This window comes from Chromohalobacter israelensis DSM 3043 (assembly GCF_000055785.1).
Lineage (GTDB): Bacteria > Pseudomonadota > Gammaproteobacteria > Pseudomonadales > Halomonadaceae > Chromohalobacter > Chromohalobacter israelensis.
Genome location: NC_007963.1, coordinates 625,211 through 644,039 on the forward strand (window position 1 = coordinate 625,211; position 18,829 = coordinate 644,039).

Genomic DNA, 18,829 nt, shown 5'->3' on the forward strand with positions numbered 1-18,829 from the left:
TTCATCTCGGAATCGATCTATGGTATAAAGCCGCGCGCCTTACTGCAATCGCCGCCTGACGCGTTCGGTCCGTCCGAGGCATCGGCGGTGCGGCAAGCGGGCGAGAAATGATAACGCCTTGAAAACACACATGCACCGTCACATGGTCCCGGGTGCCGGGGCGACATTCGTGTCGTCGTGGTCGGATCCATGGGGTGTATGGAGGCCTAACCCGATTCAGGAGTCATCCATGGCACAAGTCAATATGCGTGACCTGCTCAAGGCAGGCGCCCACTTCGGTCACCAGACCCGTTACTGGAATCCGAAGATGAGCAAGTACATCTTCGGCGCACGTAACAAGATCCACATCATCAACCTCGAACATACCCTGCCGGCGCTGAACGACGCGCTCGCGGTGATCGAGAAGATGGTGGCGTCCAACAACAAGATCCTGTTCGTCGGCACCAAGCGCGCCGCCAGCAAGATCGTCAAGGAAGAAGCCCGTCGTGCCGGTCAGCCGTTCGTCAACCATCGCTGGCTGGGTGGCATGCTGACGAACTTCAAGACCATTCGCGTTTCCATCAAGCGTCTGCGCGAACTTGAAGCCATGCACGAAGACGGCACTTTCGAGAAGCTGACCAAGAAAGAAGTCCTGATGGCCACGCGCGAGCAGGACAAGCTCGAACGCTCCGTGGGCGGCATCAAGGACATGGGCGGCCTCCCCGACGCGCTGTTCGTGGTCGATGTCGATCACGAGCGCATCGCGATCAACGAAGCCAACAAGCTGGGTATCCCGGTCATCGGCGTCGTCGACACCAACTCCAATCCGGACGGTGTCGATTACGTGATTCCGGGCAACGATGACTCCATCCGCGCTATCCAGATCTACGCCCAGGCCGTCGCCGACGTCTGCGTGCGTGCCAAGGACAACAGCGCCAGCGAGTTCGTCGAAGTGACCGAGACGAATGAGAACGAAGCCGCCGCCGAGTGATGGCGTCGGGTCCGTGCCGACGCTCGCTGCGATCGACCAGTTTGCTAGGGCGACCCACGGGTGACCCGGCACGGACACAAAGGGGGCTGCGAGCCCCCTTTTCACCGTCCGGCGATACGACGGTGAACCGAGAAGGAATTCTTCTTTCAAAGGAAGCGCTGGTCGAGCGCCGCGCGTGCATGTCACGCCATGCCACGATCAAGCCGTGCCGGCTCGGGACAGTGTTTCCAACAGACGTCGAACCACATTCAGAGGTATTACCATGGCAGCTATCAGCGCATCTCTGGTCAAGGAACTGCGTGAGCGCACCGGCCTCGGCATGATGGAGTGCAAGAAAGCGCTCACCGAAGCCGACGGCGATATCGAAACCGCGATCGAAAACCTGCGCAAGAACTCCGGCTTGAAAGCGGCCAAGAAGGCCGAGCGCACGGCGGCCGAAGGTGGCGTGGTCACACGCGTTGCCGAAGACGGCACCTACGGCGTGATGCTCGAAGTCAACTCCGAGACCGACTTCGTGGCACGCGACGACAACTTCACCGCCTTTGCCGAGAAGGTCGTCGGCAAGGTGTTCGAGGCCAAGAGCGATGATGTCGCCAGCCTGATGGAAGGCGAACTGGAAGAAGCTCGCGAGCAGCTGGTCCAGAAGATCGGCGAGAACATCAGCGTGCGTCGTGCGGTCGTCGTCGAGGCGCCGGCTGGCGGTGTCGTGGGCGCTTATGTCCACGGTGGCCGCATCGGTGTGCTGACCGTGCTCAAGGGCGGCAACGCCGAGGTGGCCAAGGATGTCGCCATGCACGTGGCGGCCATCAACCCGAGCGTCGCGCATCCGGAAGACATGCCGCAGGCGGAACTGGACAGCGAAAAGGCCATCATCCTGGCGCAGCCGGACATGGCCGGCAAGCCGGCGGAGATCGCCGAGAAGATGGTCCAGGGTCGTCTGAAGAAGTACCTGGCCGAAAACAGCCTGACCGAGCAGCCCTTCGTCAAGGACCCCAACCAGAGCGTGGCCGAGTACGTGAAGGCTGCGGGTGGCGAAGTGGTCGGCTTCACTCGCTTCGAAGTGGGTGAGGGCATCGAGAAGGAAGAGGTCGACTTCGCCCAGGAAGTCATGGAACAGGCACGCCGCAGCTAAGCTGTCCTGTGTCTGTGACGACGATGGCGTGCGCAACTGCGCACGCCATCGCGTATCCGGCCGTCACGCGGCCACGCCGTTCCCACCCCCTGCCGATACAGTCCGCTGAGACGAAGGAGAGTCCCGAATGTCTGCCCCTACCGATCGTAGCGCCACGCCTGCCGAGCGTAACGAGAAGTCCAAGTACAAGCGCATTCTACTGAAACTGTCCGGCGAAGCCCTGATAGGCGAGCACGAGTTCGGGATCGATCCCAAGGTGCTCGACCGCATGGCGCTGGAAATCGGCCAACTGGTCGGGATCGGCGTGCAGGTCGGCATCGTGATCGGCGGGGGTAACCTGTTTCGTGGCGCGGCGCTGCATGCCGCGGGCATGGAGCGTGTGACCGGCGACCACATGGGGATGCTGGCGACGGTGATGAACGGCCTGGCGATGCGCGACGCGCTGGAGCGCTCCAACATCCGTTCGCGCGTGATGTCGGCGATTCCCATGAGCGGCGTCGTCGAGCATTACGACCGGCGCACCGCGATCCGGTACCTGACGTCGGGCGATGTGGTGATTTTCTCCGCCGGCACCGGCAACCCCTTCTTCACGACCGATTCGGCGGCGTGCCTGCGTGGCATCGAGATCGACGCCAATGTCGTGCTCAAGGCCACCAAGGTGGACGGCGTCTACGACAAGGATCCCGTCAAGCATGCCGATGCCGCCAAGTACGAGCGCCTGACCTACGATGACGTGCTCGATCAGAAGCTCGGGGTGATGGATTTGACCGCCATCTGCCTGGTGCGGGACCATGACATGCCGGTGCGCGTGTTCGATATGACCAAGCCGGGAGCCTTGCTCAACCTGGTAGTGGGTGGCAAGGAAGGAACGCTGGTAGACAGAGGCTGAAACCGTGATCAACGACATCAAGAAAGACGCCGACGCGCGCATGAAGAAAAGCGTCGAGGCGTTGAACGCCAATTTTCACAAGATTCGTACCGGGCGCGCGCATCCGAGCCTGCTGGATGCGGTCACCGTTGAGTATTACGGCAGCGAGATGCCGCTCAACCAGGTGGCCAGCGTCAACGTGGAAGATGCCCGCACACTGGCGGTCGTGCCCTGGGAAAAGAGCATGGTGCCCAAGGTCGAAAAGGCCATCATGACCTCCGACCTGGGCCTCAATCCCGCCGCGGCAGGCAACGTGATTCGCGTGCCCCTGCCGCCGCTGACCGAGGAAACGCGGCGCAACTACATCAAGCAGGCGCGTGGCGAGGCGGAAAACGCGCGCGTGGCGGTACGCAACGTGCGCCGCGATGCCAATGGCGATCTCAAGTCGCTTCTCAAGGAGAAGGAGATCACCGAGGATGAAGAGCGTCACGCCATCGACGAGATCCAGAAGCTGACCGACAAGTACGTCACCGAGATCGACAAGCTTCTGGAAACCAAGGAACACGACCTGCTGCAGGTCTAAGAGGGTGGCCGACGGGCAGGGCGCCCGTCGGTCTCCACGCAACGGGATCCCATGACCTCACAGCCGTTTTCCCCATCCCGCGCGGGCGAGTTGCCGCGCCACGTGGCGGTCATCATGGACGGTAACAATCGCTGGGCGCGTGCGCATGGGCTGTCCGGCATTCGCGGCCATCGTGCCGGCGTCGAGGCGGTCCGCGCCGTGATCGGCCGGGCCGCCGAACGCGGCATCGGCACGCTGACCCTGTTCGCCTTTTCCAGCGAGAACTGGAAACGGCCGGCGAGCGAGGTCAGCGCGTTGATGGAGCTGTTCCTGTGGGCGCTCAAGCGTGAAGTGAAAAAGCTCCACGCGCACGATATCCGCCTGACAGTGATCGGTGACCGCGCGGAGTTTTCCGATGCCATACAGCAGTATATCGCCCGTGCCGAAGCGTTGACCCGCGACAACCGCGGTCTTCACCTGGTCATCGCCGCCAACTATGGCGGGCGGTGGGACATCGCCCACGCTGCACGCCGGCTGGCGGAACGCGTGGCGTGTGGCGAGTTGTCGCCCGAGGCGGTCGACGAAGAATCTCTGGGGGCGGAGGTCAGCCTGGCCGACGAAGCGCCGGTCGACCTCTGCATCCGTACCAGCGGCGAGCAACGCATTTCCAATTTTCTGCTGTGGCAGCTTGCCTATGCGGAGTTCTATTTCACGCCCGAGCTGTGGCCCGACTTCGGCGCCGAGGCATTCGACGCCGCGCTGGACGCCTATGGCGCGCGTCAGCGTCGTTTCGGCATGACTCAGGAACAAATCGAGGCCCATGGTGCTTAGGCAACGTATTCTCACGGCGCTGGTGATGGCGCCGTTGGCGCTGCTCGGCCTGTTCGGGCTTTCCGGCGCCCCCTTCGCCCTGTTCACGGGGGCCGTCCTGCTGGTGGGTGCCTGGGAGTGGGCCAATCTGGCCGGCTTCATGCGCCAGGCACCGCGTCTGGCCTTCGTCGGCTTCTGCGCCGCCGCCATGGCCCTGCTCTGGGGCACCGGCATCGTCCACCAGCCGTGGCCCTTGTGGCTGGGCATGCTGGGCTGGCTGGCCAACCTGTACTGGGTGGTGCGCTACCCGCATCACAATACCCAGTGGCAGGGGCGCACGACGCGCCTGGCCATGGGGCTCTGGGTGCTCTTGCCATGCTGGGTCGGGTTCGTGCAGCTGCGCAGCGACGGCGCGGAGTGGCTGTTGTTCGTCCTGCTTCTGGTATGGGTCGCCGATATCGGAGCCTACTTCGCGGGGCGCGCCTTCGGTCGCCGCAAGCTGGCCGTGCGCGTGAGTCCCGGCAAGTCCTGGGAGGGCGTATACGGCGGCATGCTGGCCGTCGTGCTGCTCGCCTGGGGGTTCGCTCAATGGCAGGGCCTCGCCGCCGCCGACACGCTTCGGCTGATGGCGCTGGCGCTGCCGGTGGTCCTGATCTCGGTATTGGGCGACTTGTTCGAAAGCATGCTCAAGCGTCAGCGAGGTCTGAAGGATTCCAGCCACCTGCTGCCCGGGCATGGCGGCGTGCTGGATCGTATCGACAGTCTGACCGCCGCGATTCCTCTCTTTGTCTTGTTGCGCCCATGGTTGGGCTGAGGTGACGAATGGATTATGCCGACTCCGCTGGGAGACAATGTGTGACCGTGCTCGGGGCCACCGGCTCCATCGGTCGCAGCACCCTCGATGTCATTGGCCGTCACCCCGAACGCTATCGGTTGCATGCCCTGACCGCCCACCGCTCCCGTGAGACGCTTCGCGATCAGTGTCTTGCGCACCGCCCCGACATCGCGGTCCTCGGCACGGAAGATGATGCCGCCTGGCTGCGTGCCGCACTGAGCGACGCCGGCCTCGACACCGAGGTGCGCGCCGGCGAGGCGGCGCTCGCCGAGGTCGCGGGAAGTCGCGACAGCGACGTGGTCATGGCCGCGATCATGGGGGCCGCCGGCTTGATGCCGACGCTTGCGGCGGTACGCGCCGGCAAGCGCGTCCTGCTGGCCAACAAGGAAGCCCTGGTGATGTCCGGCGCGTTGTTCATGGACGCCGTCGACCGGCATGGCGCGGTACTTTTGCCCATCGATTCTGAACATAATGCCATCTACCAGTGTCTACCCACGGAGCATCGTGGCGGACTGACGCGCCATGGCGTGACCCAGTTGTTGCTGACGGCGTCGGGCGGGCCGTTCCGAGGCTGGTCGCAAGCCCAGCTGGACGAGGTGACGCCCGAACAGGCTTGTGCGCACCCCAACTGGTCGATGGGCCGCAAGATCTCGGTGGACAGCGCGACCTTGATGAACAAGGGGCTCGAGTTGATCGAGGCCTGCTGGTTGTTCGATGCGCGTCCCGAACAGATCCAGGTGGTGGTGCATCCGCAGAGCGTGATTCACTCGATGGCGGCGTACAGCGATGGGTCGGTGATCGCCCAGATGGGCAATCCCGACATGCGCACTCCGATCGCCCACGGACTGGCGTGGCCCGAGCGCATCGACGCCGGCGTCGCGCCGCTGGACCTGTTCGCCGTGGCGAGGCTCGATTTCGAGGCCCCCGACGAGTCGCGTTTCCCGTGCCTGCGTCTCGCCCGCGAGGCGATGGCGGCGGGCGGTACGGCGCCGGCCACCTTGAACGCCGCCAACGAAGTGGCCGTGGCGGCGTTTCTCGAGGGGCGGTTGAAGTTTGCGCAGATCCCCGCGCTGGTGGCGGTGGTATGCGAGGCATGCGAGGTGCAGTCGGCTCACACGCTGGAGGCGGTGCTGGCGGCTGACGCCACCGCGCGGCGTGTCGCCGAGCGCGAATTGAGCCGGTTCACGTCATGATGTCAGGGCGGTGGCCCGCGCGAGGAAGGAGGACGGTCCCATGGGCGTGATTGAGAACCTGCTGGCGGTCATCGTGGTTCTGGGATTGTTGATCACCTTCCACGAGTTCGGCCATTTCTGGGTCGCGCGGCGTTGCGGCGTCAAGGTGCTGCGTTTCTCGGTGGGGTTCGGCAAGCCGTTATGGTCGCGGTTCGATCGCCACGGCACGGAATTCGCCGTGGCCGCGATTCCGCTCGGCGGCTATGTCAAGATGCTCGATGAGCGCGAGGGGCCGGTGGCGCCGGAAGAGCAGGCGCATGCCTTCAACCGCAAGAGCGTATGGGCCAGGATCGCCATCGTCTCGGCCGGCCCGCTGGCAAATTTTCTGCTCGCCTTCGTCGCTTACTGGGCCCTGTTCATCTACGGCACGGCCACGGTGGCGCCGGTGATCGGCGATGTCACGCCGGATTCGCCGGCCGCTCAGGGCGGTTTGCAGCGCGGCCAGGAAATCGTGGCCGTGCAGGGCGAGCCGACCCCGTCGTGGGGCGAGGTCAACCTCAAGCTGGTGGCGGCCATCGGCGCCGATGGCACCCTCGACGTGACCACGCGGACGTCAGAGGGCGCCACGCCGACGCAGCATCGGGTGCCGGTCAACGACTGGCTGGTACGCCAGAATCCGCCTCAGCCGCTGGCATCGCTGGGCGTGACGCCCTGGCGTCCCGAGCTGCCGGCGGTCCTCGGTGAGGTGCTGGATGACGGTCGCGCGCATCAGGCGGGGCTGCAACGCGGGGATCGTATCGTCAGTGTCGATGGTGTGGCCGTCGACGACTGGATGGCGTTCGTCGAGCGTGTGCGCGCCAATCCGGAGACGCCCTTGACCCTGCAGGTGACGCGCGATGGCGAGCGCCGCGAGATCACGCTGACGCCCGCCGTGCGCGAACAGGAAGATGGCTCGACCATCGGTTATATCGGGGCCGGCGTGCAGCCGTCCGAATGGCCCGAGCGCTACCGTCGCGAGATTCGCTACGGCCCACTGGACGCCGTCGGCGAGGCGGTCGCCAAGACAGGGGAGATGAGCCTGCTCACGCTGGACTCGATCCGCAAGATGCTGGTGGGGCTGATTTCCCCCTCCAACCTCTCGGGGCCCGTGACCATCGCCCGCATTGCGGGGGATTCCGCACGCGATGGCGTGGAGAGCTTCATCAGCTTCCTGGCGTATCTGTCGATCAGCCTGGGGGTGCTCAATCTGTTGCCGATCCCCGTGCTCGATGGCGGGCATCTGGTCTACTACATCATCGAGGCTGTGCGCGGGCGCCCGGTGCCCGAGGCCGTGCAGGCCTTCGGTCTGCGTGTGGGCATCGCGCTGGTGGGCTCGTTGATGCTGATGGCGTTGTACTTCGACCTGATGCGTCTGTAGCCCTCATTGCGGGGCGGCCCTCGGCCGGGCTTTAATGTGGGCCGACGATGGCCTGGGTAAGCGGTCGTTGACCGCAAGGATGAGCGACCCGGGGGAACGTGGCGAGGGGAGTACGGCCTTGCCAGTCGCCCAGGGAAATGTATAAGGTGCCTGTTCCATGAGCGGGCGGACTCGAGAGAAGCGAATCGACTGCATGAAGATCAAGACCATCGGATTGGCGGCGCTGCTGCTGACCGCGGCTCCCGCGGCGCTGGCGGCCCCCTTCGAGATTTCAGACATTCGCGTGGAAGGGCTGCAGCGCGTTTCGCCGGCATCGGTGTTCAACGCCTTTCCGGTCAGTGCCCACGAGACGGTCGATGACCGTGAACTGGCGGAGGCGTCGCAGCAGCTTTTCGACACCGGCCTGTTCGACGACATCGAGCTGTTGCGCGACGGTGACGTGTTGATCGTCAATGTGGTCGAGCGCCCCACGATCGCCTCCATCGAACTCGACGGCAACTCCCAGGTGTCCGACGACGATCTGCGCAAGGGCATGACCGAGGCCGGGCTCGCCGAGGGGCAGGTGCTGCAGCGTTCGACGCTGGACGAGGTGCAGCGTGAGCTGGAACGGCTCTACCAATCCCAGGGACGTTACAGCGCCAGCATCGACACCAACGTCGAAGAACTCGACAACAATCGGGTCGAAGTCGATATCGACATCAACGAAGGGGCCGTCGCCAAGATCCAGAAGATCAACTTCGTCGGCAACCAGGATTTCGACGACGAGACCCTGCGTGATCTGTTCGCGCTGGAAGACAAGCCCGGCTGGTTCCTGGGCTGGTTCTCCGACGACGAATACTCGCGCGACAAGCTCTCCGGCGACCTCGAGACGCTGCGCTCCTTCTACCTGGACCGGGGCTACGTCAATTTCGACATCCGCTCGTCGCAGGTGTCGATCAGTCCCGACAAGTCCAAGATCTTCATCACCATCAACGTCGACGAGGGCCAGCGCTACAAGCTCGACGAGATTCGCTTCGCCGGTGACTTGAAGATCGGCGAGGACAAGGCACGCGAGCTGGTGACGGCCACGCCCGGCGAATATTATTCGCAAAGCGCCATGACCGAATCCGCCGAGGCCCTGCGTCAGCGCCTCGGCGCCGAAGGTTTCGCCTTCGCCGAGGTCGACAGCGTGCCCGAGACCGATGCCCAGGACGGCACCGTGGACGTGACCTTCCGTGTCGAGCCGGGGCGGCGCGCCTATGTGCGGCGCATCAACTTCGTCGGCAATACCACCACCCAGGACGAGGTGCTGCGCCGCGAGATGACCCAGATGGAAGGGGCGCCGGCGTCCACCGACCAGATCAGCCAGTCCCGCGAGCGTCTTGAGCGTCTCGGGTTCTTCCGTACGGTCGATGTGGAAACCCGGCCCGTCGCCGATCATCCCGACCAGCTCGATGTCACCTACAACGTCGAGGAGCAGCCCTCCGGTTCGGTGTCGGCCAGCCTGGGGTATTCGCAAAGCGCCGGTGTCATCTACGGGGCCGCCTTGTCCCAGAACAACTTCCTGGGAACCGGCAATCGCGTCAACGTGAATGCCCAGAAGGGGGATTACTTCACGAACCTCAACTTCGGGTTCACCGATCCCTACTGGACGCTGGACGGCATCTCGCGGGGCTATAACGTCTACTACCGCGAAACGGACTACGAGGACTTCGACGATATCTCGACGTACTCCTCCGACGCGCTGGGCGGCAGCATCAACTTCGGGTATCCGATCAACGAGCTCTCGCGCCTCAACTTCGGCGTCGGGGTCGAGGATCTGTCGCTCGAGACCTACCGTGATACGCCGGCCGAGATCATCCAGTACACGGAAGACGAGGGCGAGGACTTCCTGAACTACAAGCTCACCGCCCGCTGGACGCGCAACAATCTCAACCGCGGCATCATGCCGACGGCGGGGAGCTATCAGCGCTTGTCGCTGGAAGCCGCCGTGCCGGGCAGTGACACGCAGTACTACAAGACTCGCTACGAGGCACAGAAGCTGTTCGAGTTCCGTCCCGAGTGGTCGCTGAAGTTCAGTACCAACCTGGGCTATGCGGATACCGTCGGTGACGATGCCTATCCGTTTTACGAGAACTTCTACTCGGGCGGCCTGGGCTCGGTGCGCGGTTTCTCCAGCAACACGCTGGGCCCCAACACGACACCGCGGAACGACGGCGACGACGATACCCTGGGGGGCAACGTGCTCGTCGAGGGCTCGGCCGAGCTGATCTATCCGTTCCCGTGGGTCGAGGATCGCCGCTCGCTGCAGACCAGCGTGTTCTTCGACGCGGGCAACACGTACCTGACCGAATGCTACGACGTGCCGGCAGGCAGCACCTCCAACTGCAGCAGTGGTGTCGATCTTGGCGAGTTGCGTTACAGCGTGGGGCTGGGGCTGTCCTGGCTGACGCCGGTGGGGCCGTTGACCTTCAGCGTCGCCAAGCCGATCAGCGACGAAGACGGCGATGACACGCAGGTCTTTCAGTTCTCGCTGGGTCAGACCTTCTAACCAGGCTGACACAGCGTCGTGCGACCGGTGCGATGATGTGGTCATCGCACCGAGTGACCATAACGAATCAAGGAGAGGGTGTGATGCGCAAATTGACGGGTGCCCTGTGTCTCGGGGTGATGAGCGTGCTGTCCATGCCGGCCATGGCGACCGAGGTCGGCGTGCTCGACTGGCGTCAGGCCTTGCTGGATTCGGATGCTGCGCAGCGCTCGATGAACGAGCTCAAGAATCAGATCAGTTCTCAGCAGCAGCGTGCGGAGTCCCTGAGTCAGGAACTGCAGCAGCTGCAGCAAAAGCTGCAGCAGGATGGCGCGGTGATGTCCGAGTCGGAACGCACCAGCGCGCAGCAGGAACTGCGTCAGAAGGGCTCCGAGTTCCAGCAACTGCGTCAGCAGATCCAGCGTGCGCAGCAGGAAAAGGAACAGGCGTTCATGCAGTCCGCCAAGCCCAAGCTTGACCGCGCCATCGACCAGGTCGTCGCGCAGCATGATCTGGATGTCATCGTGGATCGCGACGCGGTGGTGTTCTCGGAAGACGGGCTCGACGTCACCGAGGAAGTCACTCGCATCTTTAACTCGCTCAACTGAGCCCACCGGGCGCCGCGAGCGCCCATGGCTAGCGATTCCAAGCGCACATGAAGACCCTTACTCCCTGCGCCTTCACGCTCGGTGAACTGGCCGAGCGTCTCAAGGCCCGCCTGGTCGGCGACAGCGACCGCCGTGTGACCGGCCTCGCCACGTTACTCGATGCAGGCCCGAACGACATTACGTTCCTGGCCAACAAGACGTATCTCAAGTACCTGCCCGACACTCGTGCCGCTGCCGTGCTGGTGCATCCCGCCCATGGCACGGACGCGCCCTGTGCGCGACTCGAGCTGGAGAACCCCTATCTGGGTTACGCCGAACTGTCGCGCTTGTTCGACCCCTTGGCGGGTCAGGCGCCCGAGGGCGTGCATCCCAGCGCGGTTGTTGCCGAGAGTGCGCGTATCGGCGAGCACGTATCGGTGGGGCCGCAGTGCGTGATCGAAGCGGGCGCGGTCATCGGCGATGGCTGCGTGATCGGCGCCGGCAGCATCGTCGGTGCCGACAGTGAAATCGGCGCCGACTCCCGGCTGCATGCCAATGTCACCGTCTACCATGGCGTCAGCGTCGGCCGACGTGCCATCTTGCACAGCGGCTGCGTGATCGGTGCCGACGGTTTCGGCTTCGCGCATGACGGGCAAGGCTGGCACAAGATCGCCCAGTTGGGCGGTGTCATCGTGGGCGACGATGTCGAGATCGGCAGCTGCTCGAGCATCGACCGGGGGGCATTGGGCGATACCGTGATCGGTAACGACGTCAAGATCGACAGTCAGGTGCAGATCGCGCACAACGTGCAAATCGGCGATCACAGTGCCCTCGCGGGGTGCGTGGGCATCGCGGGCTCGACGCGCGTGGGCAGTCATTGCATGCTGGGTGGCGGCGTCGGGCTGTCGGGACATCTGACGCTGTGCGACGGCGTGCAAGTCACCGGCATGAGTCTGGTCACCAATTCCATTCACGAGCCCGGCGTGTACTCCTCGGGGACCGGCGCCATGCCCAACGGGCTGTGGCGCAAGAACGCGGTGCGTTTCAAGCAGTTGGACGAGCTCGCCAAGCGTCTGTCACGTCTGGAGCGGGGCGCCTCGGACACACCGTGAGCCGATTGGCTGCCAGCGAAGGGCTGGGCCTGTATAATCCCCGCCTTATCCAGGCAGGCGGATCATTCCGCCCTCGTGTGCCTGCCAACGCGGCAGGCACTTCGTTATTTCAGAGGTTGTATCGATGGTAATGGACATCAACGAGATCCGTGAGTATCTACCGCACCGTTATCCTTTCTTGCTGGTGGATCGTGTCACGGAGATCACGCTTGGCGAAACGATCGTCGCCTACAAGAATGTCAGTATCAACGAGCCGTTTTTCAATGGGCATTTCCCGCACCATCCGATCATGCCCGGCGTGTTGATCATCGAGGCGATGGCCCAGGCGTGCGGTATCCTGGGGTTCAAGACCGTCAACAAGCTGCCCGCCGACGGGTACGTCTATTACCTGGTGGGAAGCGACAACGTGCGTTTCAAGCGTCCGGTGATGCCGGGCGACCAGCTGCGCCTGGAAGCCAATGTCATCAGGGGCAAGCGCGGTATCTGGAAATTCGCCTGCCGTGCTACGGTCGATGGCGAGCTGGCCTGTGAAGCCGAGATCATCTGTGCCGAGAGGAAAGTCGCTTGATTCATCCCACCGCCCTCGTCGACCCCAGTGCGCGTGTGTCCGATGACGTCGACATCGGCCCGTTCTGCGTGATCGGCCCCGAGGTGGAAATCGGGGACGGCACGGTCATCGGTCCGCATGTGGTCATCAAGGGCCCCACGCGGCTGGGCAAGCGCAATCGTATCTTTCAGTTCGCCTCCGTGGGCGAGGACTGTCAGGACAAGAAGTACGCCGGAGAAGCCACCCGCCTGGAGATGGGCGACGACAACGTCGTGCGTGAAGGCGTGACGCTGCATCGCGGCACGGTGCAGGACAAGGCCGTGACCACCATCGGCTCGCGCAATCTCTTCATGGCGTACTCCCACGTCGGCCATGACTGCGTGATCGGCGACGACTGCATCCTGGCCAATCAGGCTACCCTGGCGGGGCATGTCACGCTCGGCAACTTCGCGATCCTCGGCGGACTGTCGGCGATTCACCAGTTCTGCCACATGGGAGAGCACGCCATGGCCGGCGGCGGCTCGATCATCACCAAGGACGTTCCGGCTTACGTCATCGTCAACGGCAACCCGGCGCAGACCCATGGGCTCAACCTGGTGGGGCTCAAGCGGCGCGGCTTCGAACGCGATGCGCTGCGCGCACTGGGCGACGCCTATCGCATCGTCTATCGTCAGGGCCTGACCATGGAACAGGCGATCGAACGTCTCGAAAACGATTTCGCCGTTCCCGAGGTGGAGACCTTCCTCGCGTCACTCAAGACGTCCCAGCGCGGGATCACGCGCTAAACGGAATCTGCCATGCGTATTTACCTGGTCGCGGGAGAGCTGTCGGGCGACATCCTGGGCGCCGGGCTGATGCAAGCGTTGAAACGCCGCCACCCCGATGCCGAATTTCGCGGCATCGGCGGGCCACGCATGCTGGCCGAGGGCATGCAGTCGCTTTATCCGCTGGAAACGCTGTCGGTCATGGGGCTGGTCGAGGTGCTCAAGCATCTGCCGGGTTTGATCAAGGTCCGCCGCCATCTGCGGCGTGACGCCCTGGCCTGGCAGCCGGACGTGATGATCGGAATCGATGCCCCGGACTTCAATCTGGGACTCGAGCGCCAGCTGCGCGCCACCGGCATGCGTACCGTCCACTACGTCAGTCCTTCAGTGTGGGCCTGGCGCCAGGGGCGCGTGAAGACCATCGCCCGGTCGGTCGATGCCATGCTGACCTTTCTGCCCTTCGAGGCGGCCTTCTATGCACGGCACCAGGTACCGGTGGCCTTCGTCGGGCATCCCCTGGCAGACGAGCTGCCGCTGGTCAACGACCGTCAGGCGGCGCGCACCGCATTGGGCTTGTCGTCCACTGCGCCGCTGCTGGCCGTGCTGCCGGGGTCGCGTGGCAACGAGATCCGCTTTCTGGGACCGACTTTCCTGGACAGTGCCGTCTGGCTGCGCGAGCGCGTGCCGGGCCTGCAGGTGGTGATTCCTGCGGCCTCTCCGGCACGCCGACAGGAACTCGAGGTCTTGCTCGCCACGCATCCGGCTCGCGAGTTCGTGCATCTGCGCGACGGCGAGTCGCGCCAGGCAATGACCGCGGCCGACGCCGTGCTGCTGGCTTCCGGCACCGCGGCGCTCGAAGCCATGCTATGTCATCGTCCCATGGTGGTGGCCTACAAGATGGCGGCTGCGACGCACTGGCTGGCCAAGCGCATGGTCAAGACCGAGTGGATTTCGCTGCCCAACCTGATCGCCCAGGAAACCCTGGTACCCGAGCTGGTGCAGGAAGACGCGTCCTGTGAGGCGATCGGCGAGGCCCTGCTGACGTGGCTGGGCGACGAGACGCATCGCCAGGCCACGGAAACGCGTTTCGCCGCGCTGCACGCCACCCTCCAGCGTGGGGCCAGCGAGCGCGCCGCCGAGGCCATCGACAGCCTGGTCGTTCACGGACGCTTGCCCGAGGAGCCCACGGCATGACGGATTTTCCGCCACTGGTGATCGACTACCACGGCTCGCGCCTGGCGGGTGTCGACGAAGTCGGTCGCGGCCCCCTGGTGGGGGCCGTGGTCGCGGCCGCCGTGATCCTCGATCCGGCTCGTCCCATCGAGGGGCTGGCCGATTCCAAGACCCTCAGCGAGAAACGCCGCCTGGCCCTGGCGGACGCCATCCGCGAGCAGGCCGCGGCGTGCGCGGTGGCCGAGGCGTCCGCCGAGGAGATCGATGCGCTCAATATCTTTCATGCCACGCACCTGGCCATGCGCCGGGCCATCGATGCCTTGCCCGTGACGGCGGAATATCTGCTGGTGGACGGCAATCGGATGCCGGGGCATCATGTGCCGGGGCAGTGCGTGGTCAAGGGCGACCGCCGCCATGCGGCGATCGGGGCCGCCTCGATTCTCGCCAAGGTGACGCGCGACGCCCAGATGGTCGCGCTGCACGAACGCCACCCCGAGTATGGTTTCGCGCGCCACAAGGGCTATCCTACCCGAGAGCATCTCGCGGCCCTCGAACGCCTGGGGCCGTTGGAGGAACACCGCCGCTCCTTTGCGCCGGTCAAGCAATGGCAGCTGCTGTAGTCCCACGCCGCGCCATGCCGTTATCGAATTCATTCAGGAAGGCGTCGCTTCGGCGGTGCCCTCCGCGTCGTTTCAAGAGCTCGTCATGACAACGCCTTTCGTACACCTGCGCGTCCACACCGAATATTCCCTGGTCGATGGCCTGGTACGCTTGAAGCCGTTGATCGAAGCGACGGTCGAGGGCGGCATGCCGGCCGTGGCCGTGACCGACGATTCCAATCTGTTCGGCCTGGTCAAGACCTACAAGGCGGCGCAAGGAGCGGGGCTCAAGCCGGTCATCGGGGCCGACCTGTGGATGGAAAACCCCCATGACGAAGAGCACCCCTACCGGGTCACGCTGCTGGCGATGGACAACGACGGCTACCGTCACCTGACCGAACTGATCTCGCAAGGCTGGAGCGAAGGTCAGCAGCGCGGCCAGGGCATCCTCAAGAAGGAATGGATCTTTGCCCGCAGCGCGGGCCTGATCGCGCTTTCCGGGGCCCGCGACGGCGAGATCGGCCGTTACCTGCTATCCGAGCACGGTCAGGCCGCGCGCGAGCTGTGCGAGGGCTGGAAGGCCGCCTTTCCGGGGCGCTTCTATCTGGAAGTCCAGCGTACCGGCCGCGAGCACGACGAGGAGTGCCTGCATCTGTCGGTGGCCCTGGCGGCCGAGACCGAGACGCCGGTGGTGGCGACCAACGACGTGCGCTTCCTGACCCGTGAGGACTACTGGGCCCACGAGACGCGGGTGGCGATCGGCGAGGGCAAGGCGCTCGACGACCCCAGGCGCGAGCGCCGCTACAGCGAAGAGCAGTACCTGAAGAGTCCGCAGGAGATGGCGGAGCTGTTCTCGGACCTGCCCGAGGCACTGGAAAACAGCGTGATGATCGCCGCGCGCTGCAACGTCGACGTGCCGCTGGGAGAAATCTTCCTGCCCGAGTACCCGGTGCCGGACGGCATGAGCATGGACGGCTTCTTCCGCAAGATTTCCCATGACGGCCTGACCGAGCGGCTCGACAAGCTGTTCTCCGGCGAGAACCCGATCTACCCCGGCCGCGACCTCGCCGAGTACGAACCGGCCTACCGCGAGCGTCTCGACTTCGAGCTCAACATCATCCTCGAGATGGGCTTCCCCGGGTACTTCCTGATCGTCATGGACTTCATCCAGTGGGCCAAGGACAACGACATTCCGGTGGGCCCGGGGCGCGGGTCCGGGGCGGGGTCGCTGGTCGCCTATGCGCTCAAGATCACCGACCTCGACCCGCTGGAATACGACCTGCTGTTCGAGCGCTTCCTCAACCCCGAGCGCGTGTCGATGCCCGACTTCGACGTCGACTTCTGCATGGAAAAGCGCGACCGGGTCATCGAGTACGTGGCGAGTCGCTACGGCCGCGATGCCGTCTCGCAGATCGTCACCTTCGGCACCATGGCCGCCAAGGCCGTGGTCCGCGACGTGGCGCGCGCCCAGGGCAAACCGTACTCGATGGGCGACAAGCTCTCCAAGCTGATCCCCTTCGAGGTCGGCATGACCCTGGCCAAGGCCATCGAGCAGGAGCCGGCGCTCAAGGAATACCTGGACAGCGACGAGGAGTCCCAGGAAATCTGGGACATGGCGCTCAAGCTCGAGGGCATCACGCGCGGGACCGGCAAGCACGCCGGCGGGGTGGTGATCGCGCCCACCAAGCTCACCGATTTCTCGCCGCTGCTGTGCGATGAGGACGGCAGCGGCCTGGTCGTCCAGTACGACAAGAACGACATCGAGGAAGCCGGGCTGGTCAAGTTCGACTTTCTGGGGCTGCGCACGCTGACCATCATCGACTGGGCACTGGAGATGGTCGATACGGTGCGCGCCCGCGAAGGCCAGGGGCCGCTGGACATCGCCTCGATCCCGCTGGATGACGTGCCCACCTTCGACATGCTCAAGAAGGCCGAGACCACGGCGGTCTTCCAGCTCGAATCGCGCGGCATGAAGGAGCTGATCAAGCGCCTGCAGCCCGACTCGCTGGAAGACATGATCGCCCTGGTGGCCCTGTTCCGGCCGGGGCCGCTGCAGTCCGGCATGGTCGACGACTTCATCAACCGCAAGCACGGGCGTGCCGAAGTCGCCTATCCTCACCCGGACTATCAGCATGAGCTGCTCAAGCCGGTGCTCGAGCCCACCTACGGTATCATCCTCTATCAGGAGCAGGTGATGCAGATCGCCCAGGTGCTGGCGGGCTACAGCCTGGGGCAGGCCGACATGCTGCGTCGCGCCATGGGCAAGAAGAAGCCCGAGGAGATGGCCAAGCAGCGCGCCGGCTTCATGGAAGGGTGCGCGGCCAACGGCATCGACAAGGACCTGGCCGGCAACCTCTTCGACCTGGTGGAGAAATTCGCCGGCTACGGGTTCAACAAGTCGCACTCGGCGGCCTACGGGCTGGTCTCGTACCAGACGGCGTGGCTCAAGGCGCACTATCCCGCGCCCTTCATGGCGGCGGTGCTGTCCACCGAGATGGACAACCTCGACAAGGTCGTGCCGCTGATCGAGGAATGTCGCAACCAGGGACTGACGGTCACGCCGCCCGACGTCAACATGGGCAGCTACAAGTTCACCGTCGACGAGCAGGGACGCGTGGTCTACGGCCTGGGCGCGATTCGCGGCGTGGGCGAGGGCCCCATCGGCGCGATCGTCGAGGCGCGCGAGGCGGACGGCGCCTTCAGCGACCTGTTCGACTTCTGCCGCCGCGTCGATGCCAAGCGCCTCAACAAGCGTACCCTGGAAGCGCTGATCCGCTCCGGTGCGCTGGACAATCTCGGCCCCACCCGCGCGGTGCTGATGGCCTCGCTGGAGGCGGCGCTCAAGGCCGCCGCGCAGAGCACCACCAATGCCAACCTGGGCATGATGGACATGTTCGGCGAAGCGTTCAGCGAGCCCGAAGCCGGCGACGCCTACGCCGACTATCGCGGGGTGCGCGAATGGACCGACAAGGAGCGCCTGGCCGGCGAAAAGGACACGCTGGGCCTGTATCTGACCGGCCACCCCATCGATGAGTACGAATCCGAACTCAAGCGCTTCGTGTCGACGCGCATCGTCGACTTGAAGCCCCAGCGGGGCGAGTCGCAGCGGGTCGCGGGGCTGGTCGTGGCCATGCGCACCATGAAGTCCAAGCGTGGCGACACCATGGCGTTCATCACCCTGGATGACCGTACCGGTCGAATCGAGGCATCGCTGTTCGGCGAGATGTTCGAGCAGGTTCGCGGCAAGCTCGGCACCGACGAGGTCCTGATCATCGAAGGCGAGGTGAGCACCGACGACTACTCGGGCGGACTGCGGCTGCGAGGCAAGGAAGTCACGCCGATGGTCGACGCGCGCACCCGTTATGGCGAGGCCGTGGAACTCACCGTGGACGGAACGCGTCTCAATGGACGCTTCGCGCGCAGTCTGCACGACAGCTTGACGCCATGGTGCGATCCTCAGGGCCTGCCGGTGCGCGTGCGTTATCGCAACCCCGAGGCCAGCGGTGTGCTGGAACTCGGCGCGCCCTGGCGCGTGGCGCCCAGCGACGACCTGCTCATCGCCCTGCGCGAGGTAGAGGGGCAGGAGGCGGTCACGCTGCACTATCGAGGCTGACCGCGCAGGCTCTAACCGCGCGGGACGATGCATGGTGTCTTGCGTGACGCGTTCAGGGTGCGATAATGCCTGTTTACGGCCGGTTGGCGCCATGCCCTGTCCGTCACAGCGTCGCCTCGCGCGGCATCGGACGTGCGGCCCCGGGCTGCCCAAGACCAC

The 18,829-nt window shown here is 64.7% G+C and carries 16 protein-coding genes; all 16 read left to right on the forward strand.

Going from position 1 to position 18,829, the window contains the following annotated elements; translation table 11 throughout:
• The first annotated feature begins 229 nt into the window (after nt 1-229).
• The 16 genes from rpsB (at nt 230) to dnaE (ending at nt 18,670) form a co-directional block, all read left to right on the forward strand.
• Complete coding sequence (rpsB, locus tag CSAL_RS02915) at nt 230-970, forward strand: 30S ribosomal protein S2 (RefSeq protein ID WP_011505871.1); 741 nt, start codon at nt 230-232, stop codon at nt 968-970.
• Nucleotides 971-1,232: 262 nt separating this feature from the next.
• Nucleotides 1,233-2,102 carry a translation elongation factor Ts gene (gene tsf / locus CSAL_RS02920; protein ID WP_011505872.1) on the forward strand — a complete coding sequence of 290 codons (870 nt, stop codon included), beginning with the start codon at nt 1,233-1,235 and terminating at the stop codon, nt 2,100-2,102.
• Between the two features lie 127 nt (nt 2,103-2,229).
• Nucleotides 2,230-2,991, forward strand: a complete 762-nt coding sequence (gene pyrH, locus CSAL_RS02925) for a UMP kinase (protein WP_011505873.1) — start codon at nt 2,230-2,232, stop codon at nt 2,989-2,991.
• Between the two features lie 4 nt (nt 2,992-2,995).
• Nucleotides 2,996-3,553 carry a ribosome recycling factor gene (gene frr, locus CSAL_RS02930; RefSeq protein WP_011505874.1) on the forward strand — a complete coding sequence of 186 codons (558 nt, stop codon included), beginning with the start codon at nt 2,996-2,998 and terminating at the stop codon, nt 3,551-3,553.
• 51 nt (nt 3,554-3,604) lie between these two features.
• On the forward strand, nt 3,605-4,363 hold the full coding sequence (gene uppS, locus CSAL_RS02935) for a polyprenyl diphosphate synthase (RefSeq protein ID WP_011505875.1): 759 nt from the start codon (nt 3,605-3,607) through the stop codon (nt 4,361-4,363).
• On the forward strand, nt 4,353-5,156 hold the full coding sequence (locus tag CSAL_RS02940) for a phosphatidate cytidylyltransferase (protein ID WP_011505876.1): 804 nt from the start codon (nt 4,353-4,355) through the stop codon (nt 5,154-5,156). The genes uppS and CSAL_RS02940 overlap by 11 nt, the downstream gene beginning before the upstream one ends.
• Nucleotides 5,157-5,164: 8 nt before the next feature.
• Nucleotides 5,165-6,370, forward strand: coding sequence for a 1-deoxy-D-xylulose-5-phosphate reductoisomerase (gene ispC / locus CSAL_RS02945; RefSeq protein ID WP_043557918.1), 1,206 nt, complete (start codon nt 5,165-5,167; stop codon nt 6,368-6,370).
• 40 nt (nt 6,371-6,410) lie between these two features.
• Nucleotides 6,411-7,766: a sigma E protease regulator RseP gene (gene rseP, locus CSAL_RS02950; RefSeq protein WP_011505878.1), complete on the forward strand. Its 1,356-nt coding sequence runs from the start codon at nt 6,411-6,413 to the stop codon at nt 7,764-7,766.
• Nucleotides 7,767-7,959: 193 nt separating this feature from the next.
• Entirely contained in the window at nt 7,960-10,296 is a 2,337-nt protein-coding gene (gene bamA / locus CSAL_RS02955) for an outer membrane protein assembly factor BamA (RefSeq protein WP_179153334.1), read from the forward strand.
• Between the two features lie 83 nt (nt 10,297-10,379).
• Nucleotides 10,380-10,883, forward strand: coding sequence for an OmpH/Skp family outer membrane protein (locus tag CSAL_RS02960; protein WP_011505880.1), 504 nt, complete (start codon nt 10,380-10,382; stop codon nt 10,881-10,883).
• 47 nt (nt 10,884-10,930) lie between these two features.
• Nucleotides 10,931-11,974, forward strand: a complete 1,044-nt coding sequence (lpxD, locus tag CSAL_RS02965) for a UDP-3-O-(3-hydroxymyristoyl)glucosamine N-acyltransferase (protein ID WP_011505881.1) — start codon at nt 10,931-10,933, stop codon at nt 11,972-11,974.
• A gap of 124 nt (nt 11,975-12,098) precedes the next feature.
• A complete protein-coding gene (gene fabZ / locus CSAL_RS02970; RefSeq protein ID WP_011505882.1) occupies nt 12,099-12,542 on the forward strand; it encodes a 3-hydroxyacyl-ACP dehydratase FabZ in 444 nt (147 codons plus the stop codon).
• On the forward strand, nt 12,539-13,306 hold the full coding sequence (lpxA, locus tag CSAL_RS02975) for an acyl-ACP--UDP-N-acetylglucosamine O-acyltransferase (protein WP_011505883.1): 768 nt from the start codon (nt 12,539-12,541) through the stop codon (nt 13,304-13,306). The genes fabZ and lpxA overlap by 4 nt, the downstream gene beginning before the upstream one ends.
• A gap of 12 nt (nt 13,307-13,318) precedes the next feature.
• Nucleotides 13,319-14,479: a lipid-A-disaccharide synthase gene (gene lpxB, locus CSAL_RS02980; protein WP_011505884.1), complete on the forward strand. Its 1,161-nt coding sequence runs from the start codon at nt 13,319-13,321 to the stop codon at nt 14,477-14,479.
• The gene (gene rnhB, locus CSAL_RS02985) at nt 14,476-15,078 is read left to right on the forward strand and encodes a ribonuclease HII (protein ID WP_011505885.1); all 603 of its coding nucleotides are present in this window, start codon (nt 14,476-14,478) and stop codon (nt 15,076-15,078) included. The genes lpxB and rnhB overlap by 4 nt, the downstream gene beginning before the upstream one ends.
• An 85-nt stretch (nt 15,079-15,163) precedes the next feature.
• Nucleotides 15,164-18,670 (forward strand): DNA polymerase III subunit alpha, encoded by a 3,507-nt coding sequence (gene dnaE / locus CSAL_RS02990; protein ID WP_011505886.1) that lies wholly within the window; start codon nt 15,164-15,166, stop codon nt 18,668-18,670.
• Nucleotides 18,671-18,829 lie beyond the last annotated feature (159 nt).

What these genes read in the sequence shown, in the direction of transcription:
- lpxB (WP_011505884.1), top strand. Translation starts at nt 13,319, where the DNA reads ATGCGTATTTACCTGGTCGCGGGAGAGCTGTCGGGCGACATCCTGGGC.
- rpsB (WP_011505871.1), top strand. Translation starts at nt 230, where the DNA reads ATGGCACAAGTCAATATGCGTGACCTGCTCAAGGCAGGCGCCCACTTC.
- dnaE (WP_011505886.1), top strand. Translation starts at nt 15,164, where the DNA reads ATGACAACGCCTTTCGTACACCTGCGCGTCCACACCGAATATTCCCTG.
- CSAL_RS02940 (WP_011505876.1), top strand. Translation starts at nt 4,353, where the DNA reads ATGGTGCTTAGGCAACGTATTCTCACGGCGCTGGTGATGGCGCCGTTG.
- uppS (WP_011505875.1), top strand. Translation starts at nt 3,605, where the DNA reads ATGACCTCACAGCCGTTTTCCCCATCCCGCGCGGGCGAGTTGCCGCGC.
- rseP (WP_011505878.1), top strand. Translation starts at nt 6,411, where the DNA reads ATGGGCGTGATTGAGAACCTGCTGGCGGTCATCGTGGTTCTGGGATTG.
- fabZ (WP_011505882.1), top strand. Translation starts at nt 12,099, where the DNA reads ATGGTAATGGACATCAACGAGATCCGTGAGTATCTACCGCACCGTTAT.
- pyrH (WP_011505873.1), top strand. Translation starts at nt 2,230, where the DNA reads ATGTCTGCCCCTACCGATCGTAGCGCCACGCCTGCCGAGCGTAACGAG.
- bamA (WP_179153334.1), top strand. Translation starts at nt 7,960, where the DNA reads ATGAAGATCAAGACCATCGGATTGGCGGCGCTGCTGCTGACCGCGGCT.
- CSAL_RS02960 (WP_011505880.1), top strand. Translation starts at nt 10,380, where the DNA reads ATGCGCAAATTGACGGGTGCCCTGTGTCTCGGGGTGATGAGCGTGCTG.
- tsf (WP_011505872.1), top strand. Translation starts at nt 1,233, where the DNA reads ATGGCAGCTATCAGCGCATCTCTGGTCAAGGAACTGCGTGAGCGCACC.
- lpxD (WP_011505881.1), top strand. Translation starts at nt 10,931, where the DNA reads ATGAAGACCCTTACTCCCTGCGCCTTCACGCTCGGTGAACTGGCCGAG.
- rnhB (WP_011505885.1), top strand. Translation starts at nt 14,476, where the DNA reads ATGACGGATTTTCCGCCACTGGTGATCGACTACCACGGCTCGCGCCTG.
- ispC (WP_043557918.1), top strand. Translation starts at nt 5,165, where the DNA reads ATGGATTATGCCGACTCCGCTGGGAGACAATGTGTGACCGTGCTCGGG.